This window comes from Leucobacter komagatae (genome assembly GCF_006716085.1).
Classification (GTDB): domain Bacteria; phylum Actinomycetota; class Actinomycetes; order Actinomycetales; family Microbacteriaceae; genus Leucobacter; species Leucobacter komagatae.
The window spans coordinates 2,052,788-2,066,332 of the sequence record NZ_VFON01000001.1; the positions used below are offsets into that span (position 1 = coordinate 2,052,788).

Consider the following 13,545-nt stretch of genomic DNA (forward strand, 5'->3'; position numbering starts at 1 on the left):
TGGTCCGGCCCAGCCCACTCTGCCCCTAGCCCGCCCTGCCCCGCCGCGGCCCTCCAGCGGCCGATGCACCCGCTTGTGACCGTTTCACCCGCTTTTTCGGCCTGCAACCCGGGTGAATCGGTGCAACCCGGGTGAATCGGTCGCTGCACGGCGGCTCGAAGTGGGCGAGGCGGGTGAGGCGCGGCCGGCCCGCCAGAAACGGCCCGTTGCACGCCGCTCCGAGGCGCCGGCGCGACGGAGTAGACTGTCCGGGTGACTGAGCGTGTATTGATTAAGGACCTGGCCGCACGCGTTGACGGCCCCGTACGCGTATCCGGCTGGGTTGAGAAGGTACGCGACCAGCGGTACGTGCAGTTTGTCGTGCTCCGCGACGAGTCGGGCGCAGTGCAGCTCGTCAACGGCGGCGTGCTTCGCGAGCCCGACCCCGAGAACCCGCGCTCCGACATCCTCGTGCCCCGCACGACCACGATCTCCGAGCTCACCCACGGCACCTTCGTGACCGTTGAAGGTGAGCTGCAGCACAACGAGCGCGTGAAGCTCGGCGGCGTCGAGATTCAGATCGAGACCATCGAGGTTGTCACGAAGGCGCTGCCCGACAACCCGGTCGCCGACGACTCGAACATCGATGTTCGTCTCGACTGGCGCTTCCTTGACCTCCGCCGCCCCGAGCAGAACCTCGTGTTCCGGGTGCAGACGACCTTCCTGCACGCGCTGCGTAACGTCTGGGTCGACCGCGGCTTCATCGAGATTCAGACCCCGAAGCTCATGGCGTCGGCGTCGGAGTCCCGCGCAGAGCTCTTCGAGGTCGAGTACTTCGAGGGCAAGGCGTTCCTCGCGCAGAGCCCCCAGTTCTTCAAGCAGATGGCGCAGGCTGCCGGCTTCGGCGGCATCTTCGAGGTCGGCCCAGCGTTCCGCGCCGACCACTCGTTCACCTCGCGCCACGCGACCGAGTTCACCTCGATCGACACCGAGCTCAGCTGGATCGACTCCCACGAGGACGTCATGGAGATCCACGAAGAGCTCATCGTCGCGGGCCTCACCGCGGTGAAGGAGAAGCACGGCGAAGAGATTCAGAAGCTCTTCAACGTCGACCTGCAGGTTCCCTCCCGCCCGTTCCCGCGCATCCCCCTCGCTGAGGCGAAGGAGATCGTGAAGGCGCGCGGCTACGAGATTCCCCGCGCCGACGCAGACATGGACCCTGAGGGCGAGCGCCAGATCGCTGCCCACGTCAAGGAAGCGTTCGGCACGGACTTCGTGTTCATCACGGACTACGACGTCTCGATCCGCCCGTTCTACCACATGCGCAGCGAAGAGAACCCCGAGCTCACCAAGAGCTACGACCTCATCTACCGCGGCACCGAGATCTCGACGGGCGCGCAGCGCGAGCACCGCATTGAGGTGCTTGAGGCGCAGGCCCGCGACAAGGGGATGGACCCGGCAGAGCTCGGCTTCTACCTCGACTTCTTCCGCTACGGCATGCCGTCGCACGGTGGGTTCGGCATGGGCCTGAACCGCGTGCTCATGCTCATGCTTGAGCAGCCCTCGATCCGCGAGACGACGTACCTGTTCCGCGGCCCGAACCGCCTGCTCCCGTAGCAAGGAACACGGAACAACACCTGAGTGAGGCCCCCATGCGCTAGGCGCTGGGGGCCTCACTCAGTGTGCAGGTCGGGTTTAAGCCGGCGAGGCCCATCGTCGCGGTGGCGACGAGCCACGAGGATCGCCATCCGCCCGGACCGATGAAGCGGACGGCGACAGTGGAGGTGCCGCCGAGCAGACCCCCAAGGAGTCCGCCGCTCGCGACCGTCGAGTAGGCGGCCGGGGTCCCTGAGGTCGACACATTGCCGAGCAGCGCGGCGGTGAGCGGCAAGAGGAGCCCGCCTGTCGAGTAGCCGAACTCGGCCTGGGTGAGCGTATACCCGGTCGCGGTTGCCGGCGCCCGCCAGTTCACGGTGACCGTGGGCGAGAGCCCCAGAGGTCCGGGGGTCGTGACGCACGCCGCCGTGCTGACCGGCGTGGGCACCTTCAGCGCGGTGAATGAACCCTGTGCCGCCTCAGCATCCGCCCACGCGGCCTCGGTTTCGTCCGCGCCCGGGGCCAGCCCAAGCAGCAGCGCGAGTGGCAGAGTCGCGGCAAGCGCTCGGCGCAGAACCGACCGGGGCCGCGAGCTCATAATGCGGCCCTCCGTCGCCGAATCCCTGTCACGCCTGAGGCTGTCGCAGCGGCGGCGAGGCCGAGCGCGACCGCACCGCCCGAAAGCAGCCAGGCGGGCGGTCTCCCGCCGGTCTCCGGCAGCGCCGTCATCGGCCCGGGTTCCGCGGTCACGACCTCGCTACCGCCCGCCGCCCGAAGGGTGAGCGTGACTGTCCCCGCGGCGACGCGCGGAACCGTCGCCGCGATAAGGAACCAGCGCTCGCTGTCGTTCGGGAGCACAGTCACGAGGCGCGGGGTGACAACGGGGTCGATCAAGCCGTCCCCCGACACCTCCGTCTCTGTTCCCGGGCACGCGCCCGCCACCCACTCGGCGTCGCACTCGCGGACGTCGAGACTGAGCCCGAGCGAGGCAGCCCCGGCAGCTTCGAGAGTGACCGACACCTCACCGGGATCTGGCGAGTGCACCCGCACCCCCACCTGCCACAGCACCGGCACCGCCGGCCGCATCGTTCGCATTGCGACGGGGTCGCCAATCGACGTCAGCGTAATGTTTTTCCCCGCCGAAACGGCCCGGACCGTGCTCTCGCCGGGGTCAGGTTCGAGGCCCACGGCGAGGGCAGGATCAGCGCCGAGTGGCCCAGCCGCACCTCCGAGGGCAAGCGCTGCAGTGACGATGGCGACACTCGCCATGGGGGCTGCGTGCCTCGGGCGCGACCGCTCGGCATCGGGCCCGACGGGCGGGGCGCCACTCCTTCGCCCAGCCCGCGGCTTCGGCCAGAAGGCCCACGTGACGAGTGTCGCGGTTGTGACAGTCAGGGCTCCGAGGACCGCGGGGTTCGAGAACCAGACGATCAGCCGCGCGAGGTGCGGGACCGAGAACACGACGAGGCGCGCGGAGTGGATCGTGTACGGCGCCGGATCATCCGCCGCATTCGCGTCGCCTCGCATGGTGATCGTCCGGGTCTCGCCAGCCCCCTCGATGCTGGTCACGCGGTGCGTCACCGGGAGCTGGCCCGGACGGTCGACGGTGAGCACGTCGCCCACGCGAACATCGCTCGCCGGGATCTCACGGACGAGCGCGGCGGAGCCGGCCGGGATCGTGGGCGACATCGACCCGGTCTTGAACATGATGATAGAGACGTTCATGAGCGCCCCGAGGAGCACGAGCATAATGCAGAGCGCCCCGCCGAGCGCCGCAATGTTCAGCAGCGCGTTCGCTGCGACGCCACGAACGCGTCGCCCGTTTCTCGTCATGCCGTGTGCCCTCCTTTCCGCCTGCCGGCGCTCGCACTCCGCGACCCGCCTCGTCGGCTAGCTCGACGAGGTTCCCGTGAATGTCCAGGTTGCGGTCGCGGTCAATCCCTGGGCCGCGTTGGGGGTGCCGTCGGGCAGGGTCACCGCGAAGCAGTAGGTCACTGGTGCGCCCGCGGCCGCCGCGAGCGCCTGCGCGTTGCCAGCTGCTGTCGAGAGCGCGCTGTCAGCTGCCACGACGACCGTCCCGGCTGCGTACGTGGCCGACGTGCACTGGCTCCCGGCGGGAACGGTGCGCACCCCGTACTTTAGGTACGCACCGAGCCCGGTTCCGGTGACCGTCGCGCCGCTGAGGGCGACGCTGCCGGGCACGGTCGTGTCGGCGGTCGTTCGCACGACGAACCGGGCGTACGTTGTCGTGCCCGGCGACATCGCAGTCGGCGACATCGCGAAGGAAAGCGCCGCGGGGGCGGATGCCGGATGGTCGGCGAACGCAGCCGCATCCGTAGACCCCTGGATCCCGAATTTGCTTGCGGCAAAGGTGCCCTGGGCGGTCTCGGTGTCGGTCCAGGCCGCGAGCGTCATGCTCCCACCCACCCCCAGGACGAGGGCGCCCGCAAGGAGCGCACGCACCTTGGTGAATGTGCCGGTCGTGTCTCGACCTCTCCGATGCGACCGCCGGCCGTCTCGCAGAGCCATGATCGCTAGAGTGTCGCGCCAGACTCAGCGCTGAACGTCCAGGTGATCGAGCCGTCTGCGCCCTGCGCAAGCGTGTCGTCCGCGACCACCCGGAAGCACAGGAACGCCGGTGCGGCGAGCGACGTGAGCTCGAACGTGGCCCCGTTTGCGTTGGTGCCCGCCCCGAAGACGCTAGCGTCGCAGGTCGTGCTCGTCGTGTACACGTAGCTCGCGGTGGTGCCGGGTATCGCGTCGCTCACGTCCTGCGCGACGGTCACGTCAGCCTGGTAGGTCGAGCCCGGAGAGAGGCGTACCGCGTAGCCGGCGTACACCTCCGACCCCGGCGCGAGGTTGTCTGCCCCGACCGCAAAGCTCAGCTGTGCGGGGTCACCAGAGGTCGGGTTGTCGCTGAACGCCGACCCGTCCGTCGAGCCTTCGATGCCAAACGTTCCGGTGCCAAAGACGCCACGTACCCACTCGTTGTCGGTCCACGCGGCGAGCGTGACAGCCGCGCCGACCCCGAGCACAAGGCCGCCTGCGAGCAGTGCGCGTGCTTTCGTCCAGCCGCGTCGTGATTGGACAGAATCTTCATTGTGTACAGCAACCATGAGCAATACTCCCTTGTATCAATCAATCAGCCATCCCCATGATGGATTGGGCACATGCTACGTCAATCAATTGAATTCCAATAGGGTCAGCCTTGGATCGCTCAGGTCAGACGTCTCGCGACAATAACCGTGTCGCTGTTCAGCACACGTTCGCCTCGGCCGGTCAGCGCATCACGGATTCGGGTCTCCGCAACCACGACTTCCCAGCTGGGTGCACCAAGGCCGAGATCATCGAGCTCGCTCTCTGGAGTCGGGAACGAGTGCGGGGCGTGCCCCTCGTGGTCAGGCCCCGGTCCGTGTTGCACGACGGGCCCCTGCCCATCTCGAACGGGCGGCGCCCCGTGCGAGATCACGACGAGGTGGCCGCCGGGCGCGACGCTCAGCGCGGCGGCGCGCAGCACGTTGGTGCGAGGCAGATGCACGGGAGACTGGAGAAAGCTCGCGGTGACGAGGTCGAACTGGTCAGCAGCGGCGCCGCCACCGGCAGCCAGCACGCGCACGGCCCACTCGGCGAGATCTTCGGCGGCGAACCGGGCTTGAAGCCCACGGGCCTGTGCCTCCTCCTGGGCGCGCGCAACGGCCGTCGAAGAGATGTCGATTCCCGCCGCGTCCCATCCGCGCTCGGCAAGCCAGAGCACGTCACCGCCCTCGCCGCAGCCGAGGTCGAGGGAACGTCCCGGCCCCGCCGATCCTGATGTTGCCGCTCCGACGTGCTCGGCTACGACCGCGGCGAGCGAGGCGTTGACCTTCCCCGACCAGACGCGGTCTTCCCCGCCGTAGCGTTCCTCCCAAAAGGTGACGGGATCCTGCTCGTGCCCGCTCATGCGTTCCCCGATTCCGAAGCTTCGATAGCGAGCGCGAAATCTTCTTCGACGAGGGCCCAGTTCGCGGCTCCGCCCGCCCCGGCCCCCGCGCCCATCGCCATCGGCACGGTAGCCATTGGCGCAACGACATTGCCTGCCGCCCAGACGCGCGGGTGGCTCGTGCGGCCCATCATGTCGACGGCAATGAAGCTCCCGACGGGCGAGTCGGTGCGCGCGAGGCCCAGCTCAGACAGAAAGCCGTCGTGCGGTTGCAGGCTGCTCGCGGTGAAGATCGCGTCGATGCTGTGTGACGCGCCGCCCTCGGTCGTGACGAGCATTTCGCCCGTGGCGGCGGTGCCTACGGCGGCAACCGGGTCGCGTTCGACGCGCATGCCGCGGGCCACGAGTGCACGTTCGGTCTCGGGGTCGAGCTCCCCGAGCCCTGCCGAGAATACGGTGACGTCGTCGCTCCACTGCCTGATGAGCTTCACCTGGTGCAGCGAGGCTGGCGAGGTCGCGAGCACGCCGAGTCGGCCGCCACGCACCTCCCACCCGTGGCAGTAGGGGCAGTGCAGGATCGAGCTGCCCCAGCGCTCGGCAACGCCGGCGATCTCAGGCAGTCGGTCTGTCACGCCCGTCGCCACGATGAGGGCGCGGGCGGTGAGGGTGGTGCGGGTGGTTGGGCCGCCGGCGCCATGAGGCGTCGCCTCGACCGCAAGCCCGTTCCCGCTTTCGCGCACGGCGCGGACGCTCGCGCTCAGAAACTCGACGCCGTAGGCGCGTGCCTCCTCACGCCCCCGCTCGAGCAATTCGAGCGGGGGCGTGCCGTCGAGGCCGAGGACGTTGTGCATGTGCCCCGCGAAGCGGTTGCGCGGCTCACCCGCGTCGATGACGAGGGTGCGGCGGAGCGAGCGCCCGAGGGCCTGTGCGGCGCTCAGGCCTGCGGCGCCTCCGCCGATGACGATTGCGTCGAAGTGTGTGGTTTCCATGCGTCCATGGTTCAGCATCACGTGCGATAATGGCAATCAGACTTGCAAAATTAGCAAGCCGCTTCACCTCACGACGGGGAGGTAACCGTGGAAGAACTCGAACAACTCGGCCCGCGTCTTCGCGCCGCGCGTCAGGCACGCGACTGGACCCTGGAAGACCTCGCGGGCCGGGCGGGTATGTCGGTGTCGACGCTGTCACGCCTGGAGTCGGGGAAGCGCCAGGCGAGCCTCGAACTGCTGCTGCCGCTCACGAGGCAGCTCGGGATCAGGGTCGACGACCTCCTCGCCCCTCGACACCGAGACCCGCGCGTGCACCGTACCCCGGTCACCAGGGGCGGCATGACGATCGCCCCGCTCACGAAGACCGAGTCAGCCGTTCGCGCATTCAAGATCACGTACAGGCCCGATGCCCCGGTGCGCGAACCACAGGTGCACGACGGCCACGAGTGGCTCTACGTGCTCTCGGGGCGACTCAGCCTCGAGCTCGGCGAGCAGCAGCTCACGCTACTACCCGGCGAGGCGGCGGAGTTCGACACGATCGTGCCGCACCGCATGCGCGCGGCGGGGCCCGGCCCGGCCGAGGTCATCAGCATCTTTAACGCGGCGGGCGAGCGCGTGCACGTGCACTCGCCCTCAGACGGGCTGGCGTCAGCCGAGCAGCTGTCAGACGGCCAGCCCGAAGGCGAGATACGCTCGGAGCATGGGCACACAGACTGACCACATCATCGTCGGCGGCGGCATCATGGGGCTCTCCGCGGCCTGGCAGCTCGCCAAGCGCGGCGAGCGCGTCCATCTCATCGAGCAGTTCGACCCGCACCACTCGCGCGGCGCCTCGCACGGCTCGACGCGCAACATCAACAATGCGTACCACGAGGGGTTCTATCTCGACCTCTTCGACGAGGCCTTCGCGCTCTGGCGCGAGCTTGAAGCTGGGGCTCCCGAGCCGCTCCTCGGCCTGCACGGGCTCGTGACCCAGGGCGACGAGGCCGTCGTGCTCGCGGCGCACGAGGCGCTTGTCGCCCGCGGCGCCGACGTCGCGCTGCTCACACCGGCGGAGGCCACGGCGCGCTGGGCAGGCATGCGGTTCGCGGGCCCCGTGCTGCTCGGCAGGCAGGCCGGCATCGGGTACGCCGCTCGCGCGCTCGACGCGCTCGAGGCCGCCGCGGTGAGCGCGGGTGCGACGATTGAGCGGCGGGCGCGCGTGCGCGGCATCGACGCGTCGGCAGAGCGGGTGCGCGTCGAGGTTGAGGGGGCCGACGGCGCCCTGCGCACCGTCGAGGCGGGCAGCGCGATCGTCGCCGCCGGCGCCTGGTCGAAGCCGCTGCTCGAAGGCGTCATCGACCTGCCAGAGCTCACCGTCACAGAGGAGCACCCCGCGCACTTTGCGCCGCGCGACCCGGCGCACGTCTGGCCGTCGTTCAACCACATGTTCACGCCCGATCAGCTCGATGAGCGCGGCGGCAATGTGTACGGCATGCCGAGCCCGGGCGAGGGCGTCAAGGTCGGCCTGCACGCTGTGGGCCACGTCGTCGACCCCGACCAGCGCACCTTCGCCCCCACTCCCGAGGTGCGGGCGGCGGTGCGCGAGCACGTCTCCGAGTGGTTCCCGGGGCTCGACCCCGACACCGGGGTTGAGATGAGCTGCACCTACACCTCGACCGCGTCAGGCCGATTCGTGCTCGACACGGTTGGTCCGCTCACCGTCGCCGCCGGCTTTTCGGGCCACGGCTACAAGTTCGCTCCCGCGGTCGGCCGGATCCTCGCTGACTCAGCGACCGGGGCCGCGCTCCCGCCCGCGGAGTTCAGGCTCCCCGCGCACGGGATCGGTACTCCCGAGGGGTCATCCCCAACACGGCTTTGAAGTCGCGCGTGAAGTGCGCGTGATCGGCGTAGCCGGTTGCCGCGGCGATCTCAGCGATGTTCGCCGCGGCCACGCCCTCAGCCGTCTCGGTTATCGTGTGCGCACGCAGCTGTTCTGCCGCTTCTTGGAGTCGCCGTCGCTGAATCATCGAGTGCAATGAGAGCCCGAACGACCGCGCGGCAATCCGCTGCAGCGTGCGCGTCGACGTGTGAAGCTCAGCCGCGAGCTCGTCGACGCGCGTGATCGCGGGGTTCGCGAGGAGCTCGGCGAGCCGGTTCGCGAGCAGCCCGTCGGCGTCGGGTTCCGGGAGTGTGTCGCGAAGCCATTCCGTCATCGCCGCGACCGCCGCGCCCCGGCGCGCGTCGCCCGGCTGCTCAGGCGCCGTCATGGCGGCCGTCACGGCATTCAGCAGTGCCGGCTCGGCGAGATCGAGCGCGCTGTCACGCAGCCGAGCAGGATCGGGCGCGAGCGCCGGTACCGCAGCCGGCCTGAGCAGCGCCCCCACCGCCCACCCAGCCCCTTCGAGCACCCTGCTCGAACGCCGCGTCGGCGGCCCGACGAGACTCACCGCGGCAGGCTCTACGACGACGTTGCATGCGGGAAAGGGCAGGATCTCCTGGGCGATGGTTACCCCGTCTGGCAGCCGCCACTCGGGAACCCAGAACCAGGTGACCCACTCGCTCACCTCGACTGGTGCTGGCACCCGATGGAACTCGGGGAGACGTTCGGGGTAGAGCACTCCCCTACGGTTCTCGATGTCCACCAGCCCCTCCCCTTTCGCACGGCACCTGTCACAAATGTACAAGCCGGCGAGGGCTCGGCGATCCTACGCTTGCTGCATGAGCACCAACGAGTTCCCCGCCGCGAACGGCGAGCACACCACTGACGGCCGCCCCAACGGCGCAACCAGCCTGACCCCGTTCATCGCGATCCCGGGGGCCCGCGAGGCAATTGAGTTCTACCGTGACGTCTTCGGCGCGCGGGTGATCGACGTCACCGAGATGGGCGGCGCCATCGTGCACGCCGAACTCGCTTTCGAGGCCGGGCGCCTGCAGCTCGGCGAGCCCTCCCCCGAGTACCGGCTCGTCGCCCCACCAACCGGCGATGACGACTGCTACTCGCTTGGCCTGTACGTCAGCGACGCGGACGCCGTGGTCGAGCGAGCCCTCGCCGCCGGGGCCACGCTTCGCGAGCCGCTCACGAACTTCGTGTCGGGCGATCGCTTCGCGAGTATCCGCGACCCGTTCGGGGTTCGCTGGTCGGTCATGACCCGGGTCGAAGACCTGTCAGACGAGGAGAGCGCCGCCAGGGTGCGAGCGTGGAGCGAGTCGTTCGGGGCTTAGGAGCTGCGGCAGCGGAGTGAACGCACGAAGGCCGGGTCGGCGCTCAACGGCAACGACCCGGCCTTCGCTTCGTGCTCTAACGAACGAGGAAACCGCCGTCGACCGGAAGCGAGACTCCGGTGATGAACGACGAGTCGCTCGACAGCAGGTAGGCGATCGCAGACGCCACGTCCTCCGGGCGAGTCAGGTGGCCCATCGGAATCGGCTCGGCCAGCTCAGCCTTCGCGGCGACGAGCTCGTCGCCCTCCTTGCCGAGCAGCGCGCTGATGAGCGGGGTGTCAGCGTCCGCGGGGCAGATCGCATTCACGCGAATTCCGTCGGTTGCGTGCTGCAACGCCATCTGGCGGGTGAGGTTGACGACCGCACCCTTCGACGCAGCGTACGCGCACTCGTCCTTGTTGACGACGAAGCCGAACACCGAAGCGATGTTCACGATCGAGCCACCGCCAGCCTTCAGGATCTCGGGAATTCCGTACTTGCCGGTGAGGAAGATGCTCTTCACGTTGACATCCATCATCTTGTCCCATGCGCCTTCGCTGCACTCGACAACGCCGCCCTCGCCGAGCGCGATGCCAGCGCAGTTCACGATGCCGTGCAGTGCGCCGAATTGCGAGACGGCCGACGCAACCGCAGCTTCGACGGCAGCGGCATTCGTGACGTCGCCCTCGATGGCCAGCGCAGCGCCGGGGTACTGCGCGTTGATCTCTTCTGCGACCGCTTCAGCTGCAGACAGGCGGAGGTCGAGCACGCCAAGCTTCGACCCCTCAGCGGCAAGTCGAATGCACGCAGCGCGGCCGAGCCCCGACCCGCCGCCGGTAACGATGTAAACCTTTTCATTCAGGCCCTGCATGATGCACCTATTTCTCTCTTGTTGCTAGTTTGCGATGAATTGTTGAGATGGCACGCACGTTACTCACGCGCTGCCATGGCTTCCTCGATGTCGATCGTGTCGGTCTCGAGTTCGTGGGCCCGGAGGCGAGTCTGCCGCATCAGGAAGAAGTAGATCACTCCGGGGAGCGTGAGCGCGATGATCCACGCAATGTCGACTCCGCCGAGTGCCTCGAACAGCGGCCCCGTGAAGAACGCCGTGCTCATGAACGGGACCTGCACAATGATGGCGATGACGTACGACACGATTGCTGGGGCGTTGAACCGCCCGTACTGCCCATCGGGGTTGAAGATGTCCTTCACCACGTAGCGCCCCTTGCGCACGAAGTAGAAGTCGACAAGGTTGATCGTCGTCCACGGGAAGAGCAGGTAGGCGAGTACGAGCAGCAGGTTGGAGAAGTAGGTCATGAAGTCGTCGCTTGCTGCGACCGCGACGATTGTCGCAATAACAAACACCGCGAGCAGCAGGATCGCGCGAACCGAGAGCTTCGCCTTGACCCGTGAGAACGTGTCGACAATCGTCGTGAGCGACATAAAGGCCCCGTAGAGGTTGAACACGTTCGTCGCAATCACGCCGAGCACAATGAAGAGGTAGATGAGCGGCGCCATCCCGTCAGGGAAAAGGCTCGCAATCGTCTCGCTCGGGGCATCACCGTAGGTCGGGAAAATGGTGGTCAGCGCTGCGCCGAGGGTCATGAGCCAAATCGTGCTGACGGCGAGCCCGCCGTAGGTGAAGAGAAACACCGGGCGCGCCTTCGTGTTCGCAGGCAGGTACCTCGAGTAGTCGGCAACATACGGGGCGAACGTCAGCTGCCACGTCGCGGTCGCACCGATGAGCAGCAGGAACGCATTGCCGTTGAAGTCACCAACGTTCCACACGCCCTCGGGCAAGCCGAGCTGCATCGTCACGATCGTCAGGGCGATGAAGCCAATCGCGAGGAGAATCGCGAACCACCGCTCAATCTTGTGGATGAGGTCATGCCCGTAGAACGTGATCACGAGGATGATGAGGCCAGAGATGACGATGCCCCAGGTCTTGTTGATCGGTGTACCGGCCGCGATCGCGTCACCGGCGATCACCGAGTTGCTCGCGAAATAACCGATGTACATGATGAACACGGCGATCAGCGGCAGCACAGCACCGTAGACGCCAAACTGCGCGCGACTCTGGATCATCTGCGGAATCCCAAGCCGTGGGCCCTGCACAGCGTGCGCCGCCACGAACATCGCGCCGACGAGGTTGCCGATCACGATAGCAACGACGCTCCAGAACATGTTGAGGCCGGCAAGCACGCCGATGCCTCCGGTGAGCGTCGTGAGCAGCATCATGTTCACGCTGAACCACAGCGGGAACTGGCTTGCCGGATGGCCGTGTCGTTCCTTGTGGGGAATGAACTCGACAAACCGCAACTCTGGGGTTTTGTCACTCATGGGGTGTCTCCTTGAAGGGTGGAAGGTGCGTGTGAATCACGGGGCGCCTCAGCCCCACTGCATCCAGGTGGTCTTGTAGTCTGTGTAGTTCTCAAGGGCGTGGACCGACAGGTCGCGGCCGAAGCCCGACTGCTTGAAACCGCCGAACGGTGTTGTGAATCCGAGCGCGTCGACGGTGTTCACCGACACTGTCCCCGCAACCAGACGCTGCGACACCCGATGAGCCCGAGCCAGGCTGCCCGTCCAGAGCGAGGCGGCAAGGCCGTACTCTGTGTCATTCGCGAGCGCGATTGCTTCTTCCTCGGAGTCAAACGGCGTGACAACCGCGACCGGGCCGAAGATCTCTCGGGTATGCACCTCGTGGTCAGCCGGGACGTCGGTGACAATTGTCGGCGTAATGAACGCCCGGGACCCGTTGATCTCAGGGCGTTCTCCGCCCGCGGCGATGTTGCCATCGCGGCGTGCGTTCTCGATCGTCGCCCAGACGCTGTCTGCATGGGACTCTGAGACCAGCGCCCCGGTGCCGCACTCTGGATCAAGTGGGTCGCCCGGCGCGTAGGCCTTCGCCGCCTTGACGTAGAGCGCCAGGAAAGCGTCGTAGACCGACCGCTCGACGAAGATGCGTGAGTTTGCGGAGCACACCTCACCCTGGTTATAGAAGCTGCCGAACGCTGCCTTCTCAGCTGCGAGCTCGAGGTCGTCGCAGTCAGCGAACACGAGGTTCGAGCTCTTACCACCGGCTTCAAGCGCGAGGCGTTTCATGTTCGACTGACCGGCATACTGCTGAAGCTGCTTGGCTACCTCGGTCGACCCAGTGAATGCGAGCATGTCGACGTCGCCGTGCAGCGCGAGGGCAGTGCCGACAACCGATCCCCTGCCAGGAACGACGTTGAGCACGCCTGCGGGGATACCTGCTTCGATCGCGAGCTCGGCGAGCAACAGCGTCGAGTGTGAGGCCTCGACCGGTGGCTTCACGACGACCGAGTTCCCTGCGGCGAGCGCGGGTGCGAGCTTCCACGTTGCGATCTCGAGGGGGTAGTTCCAGGCCACAATGACCGCTACGACTCCGAGTGCTTCTCGCGTCACGAGCGCCGTTGAGCCGGGCGGGGTGACAGGCACGAGATCCTCAAGCTTCTCGATCGCTTCCCCGTAGAAGCGATACAGCGCAGCTGAGCCGGGGGCATCGATGGCACGGGCTTCTCGCACCGGCTTCCCCATCTCTAGCGAGTCGAAGAGCGCGAAGTCGTCCGCTCGTTCCTCCATGAGGCGTGCGAGTTCGAGCAGGCGTTCGCGCCTGAACCCGGCGCCTGCGCGCGACCACACCCCTGCTTCGTACGATGCGCGGGCAGAAGCGACTGCACGGTCAACATCGTCCGTGTTAGAGGCGTGCACGTGTGAGAGTACCTCGCCCGTCGCCGGGTTACGTTTCACGATCGTTTCTCCCGATTGTGCGTCGACGCGGGTCCCGTCGATGAAGGGGCGGCCGTCGAACGTGAGTGCCGCGGCGGCTGTCTTCCAGTCCGCAAAGCTGCGAGTCAT

Annotated in this window: 14 protein-coding genes; 4 read left to right on the forward strand and 10 right to left on the reverse strand. The window is 67.4% G+C overall.

Annotated features, from left to right (window positions below; translation table 11 throughout):
• Positions 1 to 252 precede the first annotated feature (252 nt).
• Positions 253 to 1,596, forward strand: coding sequence for an aspartate--tRNA(Asn) ligase (aspS, locus tag FB468_RS09295; RefSeq protein WP_246055827.1), 1,344 nt, complete (start codon positions 253 to 255; stop codon positions 1,594 to 1,596).
• Positions 1,597 to 1,636: 40 nt separating this feature from the next.
• Here aspS and FB468_RS09300 read toward each other — a convergent pair whose 3' ends face one another.
• The 6 genes from FB468_RS09300 to FB468_RS09325 all read right to left on the reverse strand — a co-directional run bounded on the left by FB468_RS09300 (position 1,637) and on the right by FB468_RS09325 (position 6,483).
• Entirely contained in the window at positions 1,637 to 2,173 is a 537-nt protein-coding gene (locus FB468_RS09300; RefSeq protein WP_141887100.1) for a hypothetical protein, read from the reverse strand.
• Entirely contained in the window at positions 2,170 to 3,408 is a 1,239-nt protein-coding gene (locus tag FB468_RS09305) for a signal peptidase I (protein ID WP_141887101.1), read from the reverse strand. The genes FB468_RS09300 and FB468_RS09305 overlap by 4 nt, the downstream gene beginning before the upstream one ends.
• Before the next feature lie 57 nt (positions 3,409 to 3,465).
• Positions 3,466 to 4,104 (reverse strand): SipW-dependent-type signal peptide-containing protein, encoded by a 639-nt coding sequence (locus FB468_RS09310; protein ID WP_141887102.1) that lies wholly within the window; start codon positions 4,102 to 4,104, stop codon positions 3,466 to 3,468.
• A gap of 5 nt (positions 4,105 to 4,109) precedes the next feature.
• Positions 4,110 to 4,691: a SipW-dependent-type signal peptide-containing protein gene (locus FB468_RS09315; protein WP_141887103.1), complete on the reverse strand. Its 582-nt coding sequence runs from the start codon at positions 4,689 to 4,691 to the stop codon at positions 4,110 to 4,112.
• A gap of 101 nt (positions 4,692 to 4,792) precedes the next feature.
• Positions 4,793 to 5,515: a class I SAM-dependent methyltransferase gene (locus tag FB468_RS09320; protein ID WP_141887104.1), complete on the reverse strand. Its 723-nt coding sequence runs from the start codon at positions 5,513 to 5,515 to the stop codon at positions 4,793 to 4,795.
• Positions 5,512 to 6,483 (reverse strand): NAD(P)/FAD-dependent oxidoreductase, encoded by a 972-nt coding sequence (locus FB468_RS09325; protein ID WP_141887105.1) that lies wholly within the window; start codon positions 6,481 to 6,483, stop codon positions 5,512 to 5,514. The genes FB468_RS09320 and FB468_RS09325 overlap by 4 nt, the downstream gene beginning before the upstream one ends.
• Positions 6,484 to 6,570: 87 nt before the next feature.
• Between FB468_RS09325 and FB468_RS09330 the strand changes: the two genes are divergently transcribed.
• Both FB468_RS09330 and FB468_RS09335 read left to right on the forward strand, forming a co-directional pair.
• Positions 6,571 to 7,200, forward strand: a complete 630-nt coding sequence (locus FB468_RS09330; protein WP_141887106.1) for a helix-turn-helix domain-containing protein — start codon at positions 6,571 to 6,573, stop codon at positions 7,198 to 7,200.
• The gene (locus FB468_RS09335; protein ID WP_141887107.1) at positions 7,184 to 8,344 is read left to right on the forward strand and encodes an FAD-dependent oxidoreductase; all 1,161 of its coding nucleotides are present in this window, start codon (positions 7,184 to 7,186) and stop codon (positions 8,342 to 8,344) included. The genes FB468_RS09330 and FB468_RS09335 overlap by 17 nt, the downstream gene beginning before the upstream one ends.
• On the opposite strand, the gene FB468_RS09340 is transcribed toward FB468_RS09335, so the two are convergent.
• Positions 8,286 to 9,107: a helix-turn-helix transcriptional regulator gene (locus tag FB468_RS09340; RefSeq protein WP_246055828.1), complete on the reverse strand. Its 822-nt coding sequence runs from the start codon at positions 9,105 to 9,107 to the stop codon at positions 8,286 to 8,288. The two genes, FB468_RS09335 and FB468_RS09340, sit on opposite strands and share 59 nt — an antisense overlap.
• Positions 9,108 to 9,183: 76 nt before the next feature.
• Here FB468_RS09340 and FB468_RS09345 point away from each other — a divergent pair, with 76 nt between their 5' ends.
• Positions 9,184 to 9,687, forward strand: coding sequence for a VOC family protein (locus tag FB468_RS09345; RefSeq protein WP_141887108.1), 504 nt, complete (start codon positions 9,184 to 9,186; stop codon positions 9,685 to 9,687).
• 76 nt (positions 9,688 to 9,763) lie between these two features.
• Here FB468_RS09345 and FB468_RS09350 read toward each other — a convergent pair whose 3' ends face one another.
• Genes FB468_RS09350 through FB468_RS09360 form a run of 3 tightly spaced genes read right to left on the reverse strand, consistent with a single transcriptional unit; the run spans position 9,764 to position 13,545 of the window.
• Positions 9,764 to 10,537 (reverse strand): SDR family NAD(P)-dependent oxidoreductase, encoded by a 774-nt coding sequence (locus FB468_RS09350; RefSeq protein ID WP_141887109.1) that lies wholly within the window; start codon positions 10,535 to 10,537, stop codon positions 9,764 to 9,766.
• Between the two features lie 59 nt (positions 10,538 to 10,596).
• The gene (locus FB468_RS09355) at positions 10,597 to 12,006 is read right to left on the reverse strand and encodes a purine-cytosine permease family protein (RefSeq protein ID WP_141887110.1); all 1,410 of its coding nucleotides are present in this window, start codon (positions 12,004 to 12,006) and stop codon (positions 10,597 to 10,599) included.
• 48 nt (positions 12,007 to 12,054) lie between these two features.
• A complete protein-coding gene (locus FB468_RS09360; protein ID WP_141887111.1) occupies positions 12,055 to 13,545 on the reverse strand; it encodes an aldehyde dehydrogenase family protein in 1,491 nt (496 codons plus the stop codon).

What these genes read in the sequence shown, in the direction of transcription:
- FB468_RS09325 (WP_141887105.1), bottom strand. Translation starts at nt 6,483, where the DNA reads ATGGAAACCACACACTTCGACGCAATCGTCATCGGCGGAGGCGCCGCA.
- FB468_RS09315 (WP_141887103.1), bottom strand. Translation starts at nt 4,691, where the DNA reads ATGGTTGCTGTACACAATGAAGATTCTGTCCAATCACGACGCGGCTGG.
- FB468_RS09345 (WP_141887108.1), top strand. Translation starts at nt 9,184, where the DNA reads ATGAGCACCAACGAGTTCCCCGCCGCGAACGGCGAGCACACCACTGAC.
- FB468_RS09320 (WP_141887104.1), bottom strand. Translation starts at nt 5,515, where the DNA reads ATGAGCGGGCACGAGCAGGATCCCGTCACCTTTTGGGAGGAACGCTAC.
- FB468_RS09305 (WP_141887101.1), bottom strand. Translation starts at nt 3,408, where the DNA reads ATGACGAGAAACGGGCGACGCGTTCGTGGCGTCGCAGCGAACGCGCTG.
- FB468_RS09300 (WP_141887100.1), bottom strand. Translation starts at nt 2,173, where the DNA reads ATGAGCTCGCGGCCCCGGTCGGTTCTGCGCCGAGCGCTTGCCGCGACT.
- FB468_RS09350 (WP_141887109.1), bottom strand. Translation starts at nt 10,537, where the DNA reads ATGCAGGGCCTGAATGAAAAGGTTTACATCGTTACCGGCGGCGGGTCG.
- FB468_RS09310 (WP_141887102.1), bottom strand. Translation starts at nt 4,104, where the DNA reads ATGGCTCTGCGAGACGGCCGGCGGTCGCATCGGAGAGGTCGAGACACG.
- FB468_RS09360 (WP_141887111.1), bottom strand. Translation starts at nt 13,545, where the DNA reads ATGACTCGCAGCTTTGCGGACTGGAAGACAGCCGCCGCGGCACTCACG.
- FB468_RS09355 (WP_141887110.1), bottom strand. Translation starts at nt 12,006, where the DNA reads ATGAGTGACAAAACCCCAGAGTTGCGGTTTGTCGAGTTCATTCCCCAC.
- FB468_RS09335 (WP_141887107.1), top strand. Translation starts at nt 7,184, where the DNA reads ATGGGCACACAGACTGACCACATCATCGTCGGCGGCGGCATCATGGGG.